Consider the following 14,144-nt stretch of genomic DNA (forward strand, 5'->3'; position numbering starts at 1 on the left):
CGTCCATGCTGGACGAGCGCCAAATCGAGGAAGTCTACCGCATCCTTTCGCAAGAGATGCCGGGGCGTACGCCGGACGCGAAGGGCCCCAAGGGCCAGCCCGACGCTTTCCGGTCCTGCATCTCCTTCATGCTTTCCGCGCAATCGCTCGATCGCAATACGGCCAAGGCCGCGCGTCGGCTATTCGCGCTCGCGAAAACGCCGCAGGAAATGCTCGCGCTGGACGACGATCAAATCGCCGCCGCGATCAAACCGTGCGGTCTCTACAATATGAAGACGCGCAACATCCGCGCCTTCTGCCACAGCCTGTTGGAGGACCACGGCGGGATCGTACCCGATACGCGGGAAGGCCTGTTGTCGCTCCCCGGCATAGGGCGCAAATGCGCGGACATCGTGCTGAGCTTTACTTTCGGCAAGGACGTGATCGCGGTCGACACCCATGTGCACCGCGTGTGCAACCGCATCGGCCTGACCGAGGCCAAGACTGCCGACAGGACTGCGGCCCAATTGGAAGAGCGCAGCCCCGCATGGGCCATGGCCGACGGACATTTTTGGCTGATCCAGTTCGGCAAGCGGGTATGCACCGCGCGCGCACCGAAATGTCCGCGTTGTCCGGTCTCGCAGCTGTGCGAATTCTACGCCGCTACCAGCTGAAGCCGGCCTCGATCGCCGCTTTTTCTTCTGCAGTCGTTTCTCTCCCCAGCACCTCATTCCGGTGCGGGAAGCGGTCGAAACGCGCGATCATTTCGCGATGCGAGGTCGCGAATTCCAGCGCGCCGGGCACATGCTTTTCGAAAAGGGTGACGCAAAGGTTCTGATCCGAGATAGCCTCGCTGTGCATCAGCGGCATCAGGACGAATTGCTTTTGTGCAGTCTCCAGGCCGGCAAGCCAGCCGCGCTCCAGCACACCATGTGTCAGTTCCCGCGCCAAGGGGTCCCAAGCGAAGGCCTTTGCCGTGTCGCGATGGATGTTGCGCGGGATCTGGTCGAACAGGAGGATTGCCGCGCGCGCCGTATCGAGCTCGCCGAGGAAGCTGGCGGCGGGCTGTACGCCTTCGCGCTCCAGATCATCGCCGAAGCGGTCGCGCAGCATCGCATCTACGTCGGGAGAGGATGCGTACCAGTCGGAGCTGTCGAGCTCCTCGAACCAGGTGCGCAGAAGTGCACGCACCCAGTCTTCGTTGCTGTCGCTCACCCTTCTTCGGGCAGGCGATAGGGAATGAAGTCGTCGAGGAAGATGACGCCGCTGAACATGTTGGAGGCGCGGTCGCGCGTGGTGACCTGGTCGGTGCGGCAAAGCTGCGAGCCGCTGAACTTGCGGATCACGAGGTAATCGCCGTCATCGATGGATTCGGGTGTCTTGGTGTAGTTCACCCAGATCGTCTTGCCGGACTTGTAGACCAGCGCCGTGTCGTCGATCCGCTGCATGGAGCGCGAACCGATGGTCGTGATGCAGCTTTCAGGCTCACCGGCTACGCGGCCTTCGAGCATCTTTGCGAGCTTCGCCTCGCCCTTCGTCATTTCCTTGTGGTCGTCCGCCTGGACGGCGGGTGCGGCCAGCAGGCCGAGGGCGGCGGTGGCAAGTGCAAGGCGTTTGATCATGACGAGTCTCCTGATGCTTGGGACTATGTAACACAATACGCCTGAACCGCGCATGAGTTGCGGTCAGCCCGTGCCTCCGACAGTGATTCCGTCGATAAGCAGGGTCGGCTGGCCCACGCCGGCAGGCACGCTCTGCCCGCCCTTGCCGCAGATGCCGATGCCTTCGTCGAGGGCCATGTCGTTGCCGATTCCCTTGACCCGCGTGAGGACGCTGGGACCATCGCCGATCAGGGTGGCGCCCTTGATCGGGGCGACGATCTTGCCCTTCTCGACCTTGTAGGCCTCGGTGCAGGCGAAGACGAACTTGCCGCTCGTGATATCGACCTGCCCGCCACCGAAGCTGGTGGCATAAATGCCGTCGTCGAGGCGGCTGAGCAATTCGTCCGGGTCGTCGGTCCCGCTTTGCATGAAGGTGTTGGTCATGCGCGGCATGGGTGCGTGCTGGTAGCTTTCGCGCCGCCCGTTGCCGGTCGCTTCCACGCCCATGAGGCGGGCGTTGAGGCGGTCCTGCATGTAGCCCTTGAGAATGCCGTCCTCGATCAGCACGGTCTCGCGCGTCGGCGTGCCTTCGTCATCGATGCTGAGCGATCCGCGACGCTCCGCCATGCTGCCATCGTCGATTACCGTTACGCCCGGCGCTGCCACACGTTCGCCAATGCGGCCGGAAAAGGCGCTGGTGCCCTTGCGGTTGAAATCGCCTTCAAGGCCATGTCCCACCGCCTCGTGCAACAGGACACCCGGCCAGCCGGATCCAAGCAGGACCGTCTGTTCACCTGCCGGAGCCGCCACGCTCTCGAGATTGACCAGCGCCTGTCGCACAGCTTCGTCGATCGCACGCATCCACGCGCCCTCGTCGAACAGGCGATCGTAGAGATAGCGGCCGCCAAGCCCGAAGAAGCCGGTTTCGCGCCGACCGTTCTGCTCTGCCACCACCTGGATGTTCAGCCGCACCAGCGGACGGATGTCTCGCGCGGTGTAGCCATCCGGACGCACGATCTCGACCACGCTCCAATTGGCGAGAAGACTGGCCGAAACCTGCGCCACGCGCGGGTCCTTGGCCCGTGCGACCGCGTCGATCTTTTCCAGCAGCGCGACCTTTTCCTCGAACGGCACGAGGTCCAGCGGGCACAGATCGGTGTAGAGGTGCCGGTTGGTCCTTTCCGGTACCGCCGCCAGCGGGCTCTTCGTCGGATCGAGCAATTGCAGCGTCTCGCCAGCCCGCGCGATGGCGGCTGCGCTGATGTCGTTGGCGTGGGCAAAGCCGGTGGTCTCGCCCGACACGCCCCGCAGGCCGAAGCCCGAATCGCGGCTGTAATCGGCTGTCTTCAGGCGACCATCGTCGAAGCCGAAAGCCTCGGACGCGATAAACTGCATATACAGCTCGCCATCGTCGCAGGACGACAGCAGGCGCCGCGTCAGCGATTGCGCTTCTTCGGGGGTGAGCTTGTGGCCGTAAATGAGGGCGTGCGGGTCGGAGGCAATGGTCATGCCGCCAATGTAGGCACGCAGGGAACGCTTGGCGAGGGGTGTTGGCGGGAGGGCCTAGCGGTGGCCCGGGTCGCCGCCTTCGGAAATATCCATCAGGGTCGACTGGTCGACACCGTCGGCAGGTCCGCCTTCCAGCACGAAGCGCCGGTCGCAATAGCCGCAATCGACATAGCCATGTTCGTCGATCTCGAGATAGACCTTGGGATGGCCCAGCGCGATCGGCTTGTAATTCTCGCCGCTGCGGATGTCGGTTGCACCGTCGCACCACACCCTACGCGTGGTGACCTTGGACACTTCGGGAGGAGGCAGGCTCATGGCGGGTGCCGATAATGGGTTTTTATGCGCGCCTCAAGCGCCTAGAGGCACTGACATGACAACTCCGCCCGCAATCCGCATCGACAACCTCGTCAAACGCTACGCCCCGAGCGGGCCCGGCGAAGAAGGCAAGCTGGCCCTGAAAGGTGTGAGTTTCGATGTTCCGCAAGGCGGCGTCTTCGGCCTGCTGGGCCCCAATGGCGCGGGCAAATCGACCATCATCAACATCCTTGCCGGCCTCGTTCGCAAGACTTCCGGCAATGCCGAAATCTGGGGTTTCGATATCGACGAAAGCCCGCGCAATGCGAAGCGTTCGATCGGCATCGTGCCACAGGAGATCGTGTTCGACCCCTTCTTCACGCCGTTCGAAGTGCTGGAAAACCAGGGGGGATTCTACGGGATCGGCAAGAGCGACCGGCGCAGCGAGGAACTGCTGGCCGCCGTCCACCTTGCCGACAAGCGCAACGCCTATGCCCGCTCGCTTTCGGGCGGGATGAAACGCCGCCTGCTGATCGCCAAGGCGATGGTCCATTCGCCGCCGATCCTCGTGCTGGACGAACCCACCGCCGGGGTGGACGTCGAGCTGAGGCGGCAATTGTGGGAACTGGTGGGCGAAATGAACGCAGAAGGCGTCACCGTGGTGCTCACCACGCACTATCTCGAAGAGGCAGAAGAGCTCTGCGACCAGATCGCCATCATCAACCACGGTGAACTGATCGCCAACAAGCCGACGAAAGAGCTGATCGGCATGGCGCGCGAGAAGATCGTGTCGGTCACCGTCGACAAGGATCTAGGCGGACCGATCGTAGAGCCTGCTTTCCTGAAATCCGACGTGGTGGAGCCGCGCCGCCTCGACATCACCTTCGACCGCGACAAGGCGAGCGCGGGCCAGGTGCTCGCGCTCGTCCAGTCACACGGTTACACGATCGAAGACGTCACCACGCGCGAGGCCGACCTGGAGGACGTTTTCGTCCAGCTGACCGGCGCGGGTTGATCGCTCAGACGAAATTGCGCGGCCCCAGGCCCGCGTCCTTCACCCGCAGCTTTTCCCATACGTGCGGTTCGACCTCTTCCATCGGCGTGCTGCAGCAACGGCACCTGCCGACATGCATTCCGCCGGCCTTGCGCATATTTGCGTAATCGACCGTGTGTCGCCCGAATGCGCAGGCGAGCAATCCCATTTTCATTATCGCGACCCTCCAAAGTCCTGCCCCTGCCGATTCGGGCCATAACGCGCTGTTCGCCATGGTTAACCCGGTTTTCGCCGAGTCGTTCTCTGCTTGCCGCATGGCGATTGCATGGGCATGACGCGGGGCATGACACACGACGTTCTCGTCATCGGGTCCGGTGCTGCCGGACTGACCGCCGCACTCGAACTGGCAGAGCACAAGAAGGTGCTCGTCCTTGCCAAGGGCAAGCTGACCAGCGGATCGACGGCCTGGGCCCAGGGCGGCATCGCGGCCGTGCTGGATGCAGGCGATACCTTCGACAACCACATCCGCGACACGATGGTCGCAGGTGGAGGTTTGAACGACCGCGAGACGGTGGAATTCGTGATCGAGCGGGCGCCCAAGGCGATCGACCGGCTGTGCGAGCTGGGCGTGCCCTTCAACCGCGAAGAAGGCGATCTGCACCTCACGCGCGAAGGCGGGCACTCGCATCGCCGCATCGTCCATGTGAACGACGCGACCGGCTGGGCGGTTCAGGCCGCCCTGCTCAAGGCGGCGGAAGAGAACCCCAACATCACCCTTCTGCCGAACCAGAGCTGCGTCGACCTGGTAACCGGACGCAACCAGAAGGATTATTCCGGATCGGGCCGGGTCTGGGGCGCCTATGCGCTGGACGAGGACAGCGGCAAGGTCGTCACCCATCTGGCACGGGCGACCGTGATGGCGGCTGGCGGCGCTGGCCGCGTCTACCTGTTCTCGACCGCTCCTCGCGGTGCGACGGGAGACGGCATCGCGATGGCGTGGAGGGCAGGCGCGCGAGTCTCCAACATGGAGATGATGCAGTTCCACCCGACCTGCCTTTACAATCTGGAGGTGAAGAACTTCCTGATTACCGAGGCCGTGCGCGGCGAAGGCGGTCGCCTGTTCAACCCGGTAACGGGTGAGCGCTACATGGAGAAATACGACGCCGAGCGGATGGAGCTGGCGCCGCGCGATATCGTGGCGCGCGCAAACGACGACCAGATCAAGCGCTACGGCCTCGATTACGTCCATCTCGACATCAGCCACCAGCCGCCGGAATTCGTGAAAGAGCATTTCCCGACGATCCATGAAAAGCTGCTGGGTCTGGGCATCGACATGACGAAGGGCCCGATCCCCGTCGTCCCTGCGCAGCATTACACCTGCGGCGGCGTGAAGGTCGATCTCGATGCACGCACAGACTTGCCCGGCCTCTGGGCGGCCGGAGAATGCACCGAAAGCGGGCTCCACGGCGCCAATCGCCTCGCGTCGAACAGCCTGCTCGAATGCTTCGTCTTCGGCGAAGCCGCGGCCAAGGACATCCTGTCATGCTGGGACGAACTGGACGATCCGCCGGAAATCCTGCCGTGGGATGAAAGCCGTGTCACGGATTCGGACGAGGAAGTCGTGATTAAGCAGAACTGGACCGAGATCCGCCGGTTCATGTGGAACTACGTGGGGATCGTGCGCACTACGAAACGGCTCGAACGTGCTGCGCACCGCATTCGCCTGCTGCGCGACGAGGTCGAGGATTATTACGGCCACTTCCGCGTGACCACCGACCTCATCGAGCTGCGCAATTTGCTCGAATGCGCGAACCTGATCGTGACGAGCGCGCTCAAGCGGCAGGAAAGCCGCGGCCTACATTTCACGCTGGATTATCCGGAAACCGACCCGATTGCGCGGGACACCGTTCTCGTCCCCTGAGGTCTGCTTCTATTCGGGCGGTGCGACCGTGCGCGGATCCAGCGGCGGCAGCACCCTGCCGAACCCGTCGACGTTGGTGTCTTCCGGGACATCTATGCCTTCTGCAAAGCGGAAATAGGCGAGCGTCGCCATGGCGATAGGAGCGTCGAACCTGACGCCTGCGCTGCGCCCCTTAGCCCAGCAAACGATGCCGGCGGCCTCCATGTTTTCCATCAGGGAGAGTGTGATGCTTTGCCCGCTTTCAAGCCCTTCAGGCTCAATATCCTTGAGGCGGCATCCGGCCAGGGAGAGGTCGGAAATGCGGCCCTCCCCTTCGAAACCAGGCGCACGAAAAGGGATCGTGGAAGACGCATCGTAGCGTTCCGCGGCGCGGCGTTCCATTAGATCGACCCCCATTTCACAAGCGCGAACCTAGCAAAACGTAGCGAAAAGGCTTGTATGAATACGACTGTGGCTTGAAGCGCCCCGGCTCGCCACTTGAGCGGTGTCAGCGACACGATAGGTTGCATTGGACAACTGCATCCAAAGTAAGGCAGATGGTTGCCAGATTGCACAACCGCCGGGAGAGCGCCTGATGCCCAAGACCACCGCAAACGGGATCGAAATCCATTACGAAGAGCACGGGAAGCCCGAAGACCCCGCGATGCTGCTGATTATGGGTTTCGGTGCGCAGTTGACGCTCTGGCCCGACGAGCTGGTCGATGAATTGGTGGGCCATGGCTTCCGCGTTATCCGCTACGACAACCGCGACATTGGCCTCAGCCAGAAGTTCGACGGGGTGAAGGCGCCCGGTCTCGTCAAGATGACGCTGATGAGCAAGATCGGCCTGACCCCGCGCGTGCCCTATACGCTTGCCGACATGGCTGCCGACGGGATCGGCCTGCTCGATGCGCTCGGCATCGACCGTGCGCACATCGTCGGCGCGAGCATGGGCGGCATGATCGCGCAGCATGTCGCGGCAAAGTATCCCGACCGTTGCCTGTCCTTCACGCAGGTCTTCTCGACGACCGGCAATCCCAAACTGCCGCCGGCGAAGAAGGAAGCGCTGCAGGCGCTGGTGACCCGCCCGAAGAGCGATGCGGAAGAAGAGCTGGTCTCGCACGGCATCATGCTGGCGCGGACCATCGGTTCGCCCGGCTATCCTTCGCCCGAAGAGCGACTGCGCGAGCGGACTCTCACCAGCGTGCGCCGCAGCTTCTATCCCGAAGGGCCGACGCGGCACCTGTCCGCAATCGTGGCGGACGGCGACCGCAGTTCCATGCTGGGCGATATCAGCGTGCCGACCCTCGTGCTCCACGGAGAAGACGATCCGCTGGTCCCGTGCGAAGGCGGCAAGCACACGGCCGAGTGCATACCCAACGCCAAGCTTAAAACGATCCCCGGCTGGGGCCATGACTTGCCGCTGGAACTGGTCGATGAACTCGCAGGCGAGATCGCGTCCCATGCCCGCGGCAGCGTTGCGGCCTAACCGCCGCCCAGGCTGCCCAGGACGAAGGCGAGGATAACCCCGATCGCCGTCGCGACGCCAGCGAGATGGGCGTCCTCGCGATAGGCCTTCGGGAAGACCTCGGTCGCAAGGCTGGCAACCACCGCACCGGCGGCAAAGCAGCGGATGATGGCGAGCGTTCCCTCGCCCGCCTCGTCCAGCAGCATGTTCCCGAAAATCGCGGCAGCCGACAGCAGCGCTGCAGTCGCGATCCAGAGCAGCATGACCCTGCCCCTGGAGCGTCCGGCTTCGGCCATGCTCTTCGCGCCGCCCGCGGCCTCTGGCAGGTTCGATAGCAGGATCGAACCGGCAAGCGCCGCCACTTCCATGCTGCTCGCGCCGATCAAGGCGACCCCGAGCGCAAGGTTCTCGGGGATCCCGTCGAGAGTGATGGCAGCCAGCAGGCCGCCACCCGATTCCGAATTCCAGCGCTCATCGATGAGGTAGTCGGTGACGGTGAACACCAACGCTCCTGCCGCGACCCCGAGCATTGCGTGCAGCAGGCTGCTTTTCTCTATCGAGGGTTGGATAAGCTCGGTGGTAACGCTCAGCAGCAGGGCCCCACCTGCCAGGGCGACGAGAAAACCCTCGAGCTTCTTGGACAAATGGCCGTAAATTCCCCAGGCGGCCCCGGCGATCAGGGCGCCCGAAACCACGAAAACGACGGCCAGCAAGGTCAGCATTCGATAACGTTGACCGCCAGCCCGCCCTGGCTGGTCTCCTTGTACTTGCTCGACATGTCGAGGCCCGTCTGGCGCATCGTCTCGATCACCTGGTCGAGGCTGACACACCCCTCCGCACCGGTCCGGTGAAGGGCGAGGCGCGCAGCATTGACGGCCTTTACCGCGCCGATCGCATTGCGTTCGATGCACGGCACCTGCACCAATCCGCCAACGGGATCGCAGGTGAGGCCGAGATTATGCTCCATCCCGATTTCGGCAGCGCTCGCGACCTGAGGCGGGGTCGCGCCCCATAGTGCGGCCAAGCCCCCCGCTGCCATCGAACAGGCAACGCCCACTTCGCCTTGGCAGCCCATTTCAGCACCGGAAATGCTAGCGCGCTGCTTGTAGAGAAGGCCGATTGCGCCCGCCGTGAGCAGGAATGTGCGGCGGCTCTCGGTACAGGGCATCTCGTCTGCGGTCTGGCAGTAGAAGCGGATTACCGCAGGGATGATCCCGGCCGCGCCATTGGTCGGCGCGGTGACGACGCGGCCACCGGCGGCATTTTCCTCGTTCACCGCCATGGCATAGCAATTGAGCCAGTCGAACAACTGTTCGCGCTCGTTCGATTGCGGATTGGCGGAAAGCTTGTCCCACAGGTCGGGCGCACGCCGCTCCACCTTGAGGCCGCCCGGCAAGATGCCGCGCTGCGACAGGCCGCGGTCGATGCACTGGTCCATCGCCTGCGCGATCCGGTCGATCCCGGCGAGCGTCTTATCCTGCGGGCGGAAGGCGTCCTCGTTCGCCAGCACCAGCTCGGCAACGCTCATGCCCGTAGCCTCGCAACTTGCGAGCAGCTCCTTCGCCGATCCGAAGTCGAACGGGGCCAGAGTGCCGGTACTGATGCGGTCGTTCTTCGGTTTGCGCTTCAATTGCGCTTCGCTGGCAACGAAGCCGCCACCGGTCGAATAATAGGTCCGTTCCAGCAGGACCAAGCCGTCAGCGCCCAGTGCTGCCAGCTTCATGCCATTGGGGTGCAGGTCCGGAATGATGTGACCGGCAAGGTCGATGTCCTTGTCGGGGTCGAATGCGATCTCGCGCTTCCCTGCAAAGCAGAGGCGCTTGTCCTCGCGCACGGTTTTGAGCGCTGTCTGCGCTTCGTCAGGACAGGTGCGATCGGGCCGGAATCCTGCAAGGCCCAGAATGCTCGCATCGACCGTGCCGTGCCCGACCCCTGTTAGCGCCAGCGATCCCTGCAATTCGACTTTGACAGTCGCAACCTCGTCGAGCTTGCCCGATTTGGCGAGCGCACGTGCGAACAACGCACCGATCCGCATCGGCCCCACTGTGTGGGAGGACGAAGGACCGATCCCGATCCGGAAGATGTCGAGTACCGAAAGCATGGCGCATGGATGCGCCCAAACCGGTGCAGAATCAACCGGTTTCACTTGAAACCTTCGCTGGCCGTGCCTGTGGGTAAATTAGGCTCGAATCCTTTGGTTTTTGCCCCTCCAGAGCCTATATAATGGGCATGGACGAGAACACTCAGGACGCCTCCGGCGCAAAGGGCGAAAAAGCCCGCAATTCCAACGAATATGGCGCAGATTCGATCAAGGTCCTCAAGGGCCTCGACGCGGTGCGCAAACGCCCCGGCATGTACATCGGCGATACCGATGACGGATCGGGCTTGCATCACATGGTTTTCGAGGTCTCGGACAACGCCATCGACGAAGCCCTGGCCGGGCATTGCGACCTGGTGCTGATCGAACTCAACGCCGACGGATCCGTCAGCGTGGAAGACAACGGTCGCGGCATTCCCGTCGGCATGCACAAGGAAGAAGGCGTTTCCGCTGCAGAAGTCATCATGACCCAGCTGCACGCCGGCGGTAAGTTCGAGAACACCTCGGACGACAACGCCTACAAGGTGTCGGGCGGCCTTCACGGCGTGGGCGTGTCGGTGGTGAACGCCCTGTCGGAATGGCTGGAACTGGCCATCTGGCGCGACGGCAAGGAACACTGGATGCGCTTCGAACATGGCGAAGCCGTGGAATCGCTGCGCGTCGTGGGCGATGCCCCGCCGGTGGCCAGCAATGGCGATGACGACGGCCTGAAGAAGGGCACCCGCGTCACCTTCAAGGCGTCGGAAGAGACCTTCAAGAACGTCACCGAATTCGATTTCGACAAGCTGGAACATCGCTACCGCGAACTCGCCTTCCTCAACTCGGGCGTGCGCATCCTGCTGCGCGACAAGCGGAGCGAGGAAGTCCAGGAACACGACCTGTTCTACGAAGGCGGCATCGCGGCCTTCGTCAAATGGCTCGACCGCAACAAGCAGGCGCTGGTCGCCGAACCGATTTCCGTCAGCGCGGAAAAGGACGGCATCGGCATCGATGTCGCGCTGGAGTGGAACGACAGCTATTACGAAAACGTCCTGTGCTTCACCAACAACATCCCGCAGCGTGACGGCGGCACCCACCTCGCCGCCTTCCGCGCCGCGCTGACGCGTACGCTCAACAATTACGCGCAGGCATCGGGGTTGATGAAGAAGGAAAAGGTCAGCCTGTCCGGCGAAGACATGCGCGAAGGCCTGACCGCGATCGTTTCGGTCAAGCTGCCCGACCCCAAGTTCGGTTCGCAGACCAAAGACAAGCTAGTTTCCTCCGAAGTGCGCCAACCGCTCGAAAGCCTGATGGGCGAAAAGATGACCGAGTGGCTGGAGGAAAATCCCAATGACGCGAAGGCCATCGTCCAGAAGGTAATCGATGCGGCCGCCGCACGCGAAGCCGCGCGCCGCGCCCGCGAGATGAGCCGCAAGGGCGCGATGAGCGTGGCCTCGCTGCCCGGCAAGCTTGCCGACTGCCAGGATCGCAATCCCGAAAACTGCGAACTCTTCCTGGTCGAGGGTGATTCCGCAGGCGGATCGGCCAAGCAGGGCCGCGACCGCAAGACGCAGGCAATCCTTCCGCTCAAGGGCAAGATCCTCAACGTGGAACGCGCCCGTTTCGACCGGATCATTTCGTCCAAGGAAGTGGGCACGCTGATCCAGGCGATGGGCACGGGACTGCGCGATGAATTCAACCTGGAAAAGCTGCGCTATCACAAGATCGTGATCATGACCGACGCCGACGTCGACGGTGCGCATATCCGCACGCTGCTGCTCACCTTCTTCCATCGCCAGATGCCGGAGATCGTGAAGGCGGGGCACCTCTTCATCGCCCAGCCGCCGCTCTACAAGGTCGCGCGTGGCAAGAGTGAGGTCTATCTGAAGGATCAGGCCGCCTACGACCGCTACCTGATCGATCAGGGCCTGTCGGGCCACCATCTCGACACCAAGGAAGGTTCGATCCCCGCAGCCGGTATGGGCCAGCTGGTCGAGCACGGCCTGCGCATGCGCAATTTGCTCGCCTTCGTGCCGCGCAAGTACAAGCTCGACCTGATCGAGGCGATGGCGCTGGCTGGCGCGCTCGACCCCGACGGCGATCGCGGGGCCGGTCTCGACCGCGCCGCCGCACACCTCCAGATGGGCGATCCCGAAGCGAAATGGTCGGCCGAAACCGGTGAAGACGGCATGGTCCGTTTCTTCCGCCTGTGGCGCGGCGTGACCGACGTGCACGAGATCGAGCCTGCCTTCATGGAAAGCGCAGAGGCCCGTAAGCTTCACCGCATCGCCGGAGAGCATGCGGAAGTCTACGGCGCGCCCGTTCGCCTCGTTAAGGGCGACAGCGGCGAGGCCGAGCCGGTCGATCCGGAAAGCGCCGACGAAACGGACGCCGATGCGCCCGCCTTCATCGACGACAGCGCGATCACCCTGCCCACGCAATTGCTCGACGCCGTCATGGCCGCGGGACGCAAGGGCCAGAAGATCCAGCGCTACAAGGGCCTTGGCGAAATGAATGCCGAGCAGTTGTGGGAAACCACGCTCGATCCGGACAACCGCGCGCTGCTGCAGGTCAAGGTCGAGGATGCGGACGTGACCGACGAGATCTTCACGCGCCTGATGGGCGATGTGGTCGAGCCGCGCCGCGAATTCATCCAGGCGAACGCGCTCAACGTCGCCAACCTCGACGTCTGACGACAAGGGGCAGGACGGGATGGAGGCGCAACGCGGGAAGGCAATCGAACAGGGCGGGTTCCTGCTGTTCCTCGGCCTGATCACACTGGCCTTGCTGGTGGTCGTCCTGCCGTTCCTCCAGCCCATGCTCTGGGCTGCTCTGGCGGCAATCATGTTCCAGCCCCTGCTGCGCTGGTTCCATGCGCGCTTGCCGGGTCGCGATAGCCTGGCGGCATCCCTGACGCTGCTGGTCATTTTCGTCGCCGTAATCCTGCCCGCGTTCTGGATCGGCAGCGAGGTGGTCGACGAAGCGGCGGGCCTGGTGGTCGCTTTCCAGCAAGGGCGCATCGACGTGGCCGACTGGTTCGAACAAGTCTTCGGTGCGCTTCCCGCGAATATCCAGGCGTCTCTAAGCGCTTCCGGCTTTGGTGACCTGTCGGCGTTACAGCAAAGGGCGCAGGAATTCGCGCAGGACAGTCTCGGCCTGATCGCGCAGCAAGCGATCGCCTTTGGCGGGAGCGTGTTCGGTTACGTGCTTGCCTTCGCTGTAGGCCTTTACGTCAGTTTCTTCCTGCTGCGCGACGGCAAGGAAATCAGCCGGACTATCCTGCGATCCCTGCCCTTCGACCAATCCATTTCACAGCGGTTGGCCGAGAGATTTCTCGGCATCGTACGGGCCACGATCAAGGGCTCGATCGTGGTGGGACTGGTGCAGGGTGCGCTGGGTGCGATCACCTTCTGGGTCGTCGGCATGCCGTCGGTCCTGCTGTTCGGGGTCATCATGGCCATTGCCTCGCTACTCCCGGCGGTCGGACCGGCAATCGTCTGGGTTCCGGCTGCGATCTACCTGCTGGCGACCGGAGCGATCTGGGAAGGCGTGGTCGTGATCATATCGGGCGTCGCGCTGATCGGCACGATCGACAATATCCTGCGCCCCATCCTCGTCGGGCGCGATACGGGTATTCCCGACTGGCTGATCCTTGTTTCGACGCTTGGCGGCATCGCCCTCGCGGGGCTGTCCGGGATTGTCATCGGGCCACTCGTCGTCGGCCTGTTCCTTGCCGGATGGGGCATCCTGAGCGAGCAACGCGCGGCTGCTGCGGCGACCGCGACAACCTAGTCGATCGCGGCGACGCCCAGCTTTGGATTGAGCGCGCTGATGTGGTTCAGCCATTTCTTCGGGCGGCGTAGCATATCGTCGGGATATTCGATCGTCAGCCCAAGGATGCGGCCGATCTCCCCGACGAAATGGATGCAGTTACGCGTGTCCAGATCATAGAACTTGCCCGGTGCATTGCGCCACTCGGAAACCAGCTTCTTCACCTTGCGGTACTGCGCATCGGTCATCTGGAGAGTGAAATGGCGGTTCGTCTTGGTCAGCCATTTCTCTTTTTCCGTCATCACGATGTGTTCGACCGGGCCGCGCAGCACGGCAGGAGTCGCGCGCTTGGCAGAAAAGCCGAAGTTCTCCTTCACGGCGGTGCCATCCTCCAGCGTGCCCGTCATGGACACGAATGTGTGCGGGTAACGCCCGGCGAAGACGGAGCCATTGAATGAGTGGAACGTGATCTCGACTGCCGCCGCGGCCATCGATGACCAGGCAAGGGCGAAGAGGACGATGAAATTGCGGAGGGTGCGAACCATGGCGCG

The 14,144-nt window shown here is 63.2% G+C and carries 15 protein-coding genes; 6 read left to right on the plus strand and 9 right to left on the minus strand.

What is annotated here, in order from left to right; all coding sequences use genetic code 11:
• Nucleotides 1-5 precede the first annotated feature (5 nt).
• Nucleotides 6-653, plus strand: a complete 648-nt coding sequence (locus tag BM173_RS01720) for an endonuclease III domain-containing protein (protein ID WP_090476745.1) — start codon at nt 6-8, stop codon at nt 651-653.
• Here BM173_RS01720 and BM173_RS01725 read toward each other — a convergent pair.
• From BM173_RS01725 to BM173_RS01740, 4 genes are all read right to left on the minus strand, one after another.
• The gene (locus BM173_RS01725; RefSeq protein ID WP_245755723.1) at nt 643-1,194 is read right to left on the minus strand and encodes a DUF924 family protein; all 552 of its coding nucleotides are present in this window, start codon (nt 1,192-1,194) and stop codon (nt 643-645) included. The genes BM173_RS01720 and BM173_RS01725 overlap by 11 nt on opposite strands.
• Nucleotides 1,191-1,601 carry a hypothetical protein gene (locus BM173_RS01730; protein ID WP_224803053.1) on the minus strand — a complete coding sequence of 137 codons (411 nt, stop codon included), beginning with the start codon at nt 1,599-1,601 and terminating at the stop codon, nt 1,191-1,193. The genes BM173_RS01725 and BM173_RS01730 overlap by 4 nt, the downstream gene beginning before the upstream one ends.
• A 63-nt stretch (nt 1,602-1,664) precedes the next feature.
• Nucleotides 1,665-3,089 carry a metalloprotease TldD gene (gene tldD / locus BM173_RS01735; protein ID WP_090476747.1) on the minus strand — a complete coding sequence of 475 codons (1,425 nt, stop codon included), beginning with the start codon at nt 3,087-3,089 and terminating at the stop codon, nt 1,665-1,667.
• 54 nt (nt 3,090-3,143) lie between these two features.
• Nucleotides 3,144-3,404: a zinc-finger domain-containing protein gene (locus BM173_RS01740; RefSeq protein ID WP_090476750.1), complete on the minus strand. Its 261-nt coding sequence runs from the start codon at nt 3,402-3,404 to the stop codon at nt 3,144-3,146.
• Between the two features lie 55 nt (nt 3,405-3,459).
• Between BM173_RS01740 and BM173_RS01745 the strand changes: the two genes are divergently transcribed.
• Nucleotides 3,460-4,398 (plus strand): ABC transporter ATP-binding protein, encoded by a 939-nt coding sequence (locus BM173_RS01745; RefSeq protein WP_090476752.1) that lies wholly within the window; start codon nt 3,460-3,462, stop codon nt 4,396-4,398.
• 4 nt (nt 4,399-4,402) lie between these two features.
• On the opposite strand, the gene BM173_RS01750 is transcribed toward BM173_RS01745, so the two are convergent.
• The gene (locus tag BM173_RS01750) at nt 4,403-4,591 is read right to left on the minus strand and encodes a hypothetical protein (RefSeq protein WP_090476753.1); all 189 of its coding nucleotides are present in this window, start codon (nt 4,589-4,591) and stop codon (nt 4,403-4,405) included.
• 129 nt (nt 4,592-4,720) lie between these two features.
• Between BM173_RS01750 and nadB the strand changes: the two genes are divergently transcribed.
• The gene (gene nadB, locus BM173_RS01755; RefSeq protein WP_245755724.1) at nt 4,721-6,298 is read left to right on the plus strand and encodes an L-aspartate oxidase; all 1,578 of its coding nucleotides are present in this window, start codon (nt 4,721-4,723) and stop codon (nt 6,296-6,298) included.
• Between the two features lie 9 nt (nt 6,299-6,307).
• On the opposite strand, the gene BM173_RS01760 is transcribed toward nadB, so the two are convergent.
• On the minus strand, nt 6,308-6,679 hold the full coding sequence (locus BM173_RS01760; RefSeq protein ID WP_177201773.1) for a PilZ domain-containing protein: 372 nt from the start codon (nt 6,677-6,679) through the stop codon (nt 6,308-6,310).
• Nucleotides 6,680-6,872: 193 nt separating this feature from the next.
• On the opposite strand from BM173_RS01760, the gene BM173_RS01765 reads away from it, so the two are divergent.
• Entirely contained in the window at nt 6,873-7,766 is an 894-nt protein-coding gene (locus BM173_RS01765; RefSeq protein WP_090476757.1) for an alpha/beta fold hydrolase, read from the plus strand.
• Here BM173_RS01765 and BM173_RS01770 read toward each other — a convergent pair.
• On the minus strand, nt 7,763-8,467 hold the full coding sequence (locus BM173_RS01770; protein WP_090476759.1) for a ZIP family metal transporter: 705 nt from the start codon (nt 8,465-8,467) through the stop codon (nt 7,763-7,765). The two genes, BM173_RS01765 and BM173_RS01770, sit on opposite strands and share 4 nt — an antisense overlap.
• A complete protein-coding gene (locus BM173_RS01775; protein ID WP_090476761.1) occupies nt 8,461-9,846 on the minus strand; it encodes an L-serine ammonia-lyase in 1,386 nt (461 codons plus the stop codon). Before BM173_RS01775 ends, BM173_RS01770 begins: the two co-directional genes overlap by 7 nt.
• 128 nt (nt 9,847-9,974) lie before the next feature.
• Here BM173_RS01775 and gyrB point away from each other — a divergent pair, with 128 nt between their 5' ends.
• Entirely contained in the window at nt 9,975-12,515 is a 2,541-nt protein-coding gene (gene gyrB / locus BM173_RS01780; RefSeq protein ID WP_090478330.1) for a DNA topoisomerase (ATP-hydrolyzing) subunit B, read from the plus strand.
• A gap of 19 nt (nt 12,516-12,534) precedes the next feature.
• Nucleotides 12,535-13,614: an AI-2E family transporter gene (locus BM173_RS01785; protein ID WP_090476763.1), complete on the plus strand. Its 1,080-nt coding sequence runs from the start codon at nt 12,535-12,537 to the stop codon at nt 13,612-13,614.
• Here BM173_RS01785 and BM173_RS01790 read toward each other — a convergent pair.
• Entirely contained in the window at nt 13,611-14,138 is a 528-nt protein-coding gene (locus BM173_RS01790) for a hypothetical protein (protein WP_090476765.1), read from the minus strand. The genes BM173_RS01785 and BM173_RS01790 overlap by 4 nt on opposite strands.
• Nucleotides 14,139-14,144: the final 6 nt, after the last annotated feature.

This window comes from Qipengyuania nanhaisediminis, assembly GCF_900115585.1.
GTDB classification, from domain to species: domain Bacteria; phylum Pseudomonadota; class Alphaproteobacteria; order Sphingomonadales; family Sphingomonadaceae; genus Qipengyuania; species Qipengyuania nanhaisediminis.

Coding starts and splice junctions, on each gene's coding strand:
- BM173_RS01745 (WP_090476752.1), top strand. CDS start 3,460: ATGACAACTCCGCCCGCAATCCGCATCGACAACCTCGTCAAACGCTAC.
- BM173_RS01770 (WP_090476759.1), bottom strand. CDS start 8,467: ATGCTGACCTTGCTGGCCGTCGTTTTCGTGGTTTCGGGCGCCCTGATC.
- gyrB (WP_090478330.1), top strand. CDS start 9,975: ATGGACGAGAACACTCAGGACGCCTCCGGCGCAAAGGGCGAAAAAGCC.
- tldD (WP_090476747.1), bottom strand. CDS start 3,089: ATGACCATTGCCTCCGACCCGCACGCCCTCATTTACGGCCACAAGCTC.
- BM173_RS01785 (WP_090476763.1), top strand. CDS start 12,535: ATGGAGGCGCAACGCGGGAAGGCAATCGAACAGGGCGGGTTCCTGCTG.
- BM173_RS01790 (WP_090476765.1), bottom strand. CDS start 14,138: ATGGTTCGCACCCTCCGCAATTTCATCGTCCTCTTCGCCCTTGCCTGG.
- BM173_RS01740 (WP_090476750.1), bottom strand. CDS start 3,404: ATGAGCCTGCCTCCTCCCGAAGTGTCCAAGGTCACCACGCGTAGGGTG.
- BM173_RS01765 (WP_090476757.1), top strand. CDS start 6,873: ATGCCCAAGACCACCGCAAACGGGATCGAAATCCATTACGAAGAGCAC.
- BM173_RS01720 (WP_090476745.1), top strand. CDS start 6: ATGCTGGACGAGCGCCAAATCGAGGAAGTCTACCGCATCCTTTCGCAA.
- BM173_RS01760 (WP_177201773.1), bottom strand. CDS start 6,679: ATGGAACGCCGCGCCGCGGAACGCTACGATGCGTCTTCCACGATCCCT.
- BM173_RS01750 (WP_090476753.1), bottom strand. CDS start 4,591: ATGAAAATGGGATTGCTCGCCTGCGCATTCGGGCGACACACGGTCGAT.
- BM173_RS01775 (WP_090476761.1), bottom strand. CDS start 9,846: ATGCTTTCGGTACTCGACATCTTCCGGATCGGGATCGGTCCTTCGTCC.
- BM173_RS01730 (WP_224803053.1), bottom strand. CDS start 1,601: ATGATCAAACGCCTTGCACTTGCCACCGCCGCCCTCGGCCTGCTGGCC.
- nadB (WP_245755724.1), top strand. CDS start 4,721: ATGACACACGACGTTCTCGTCATCGGGTCCGGTGCTGCCGGACTGACC.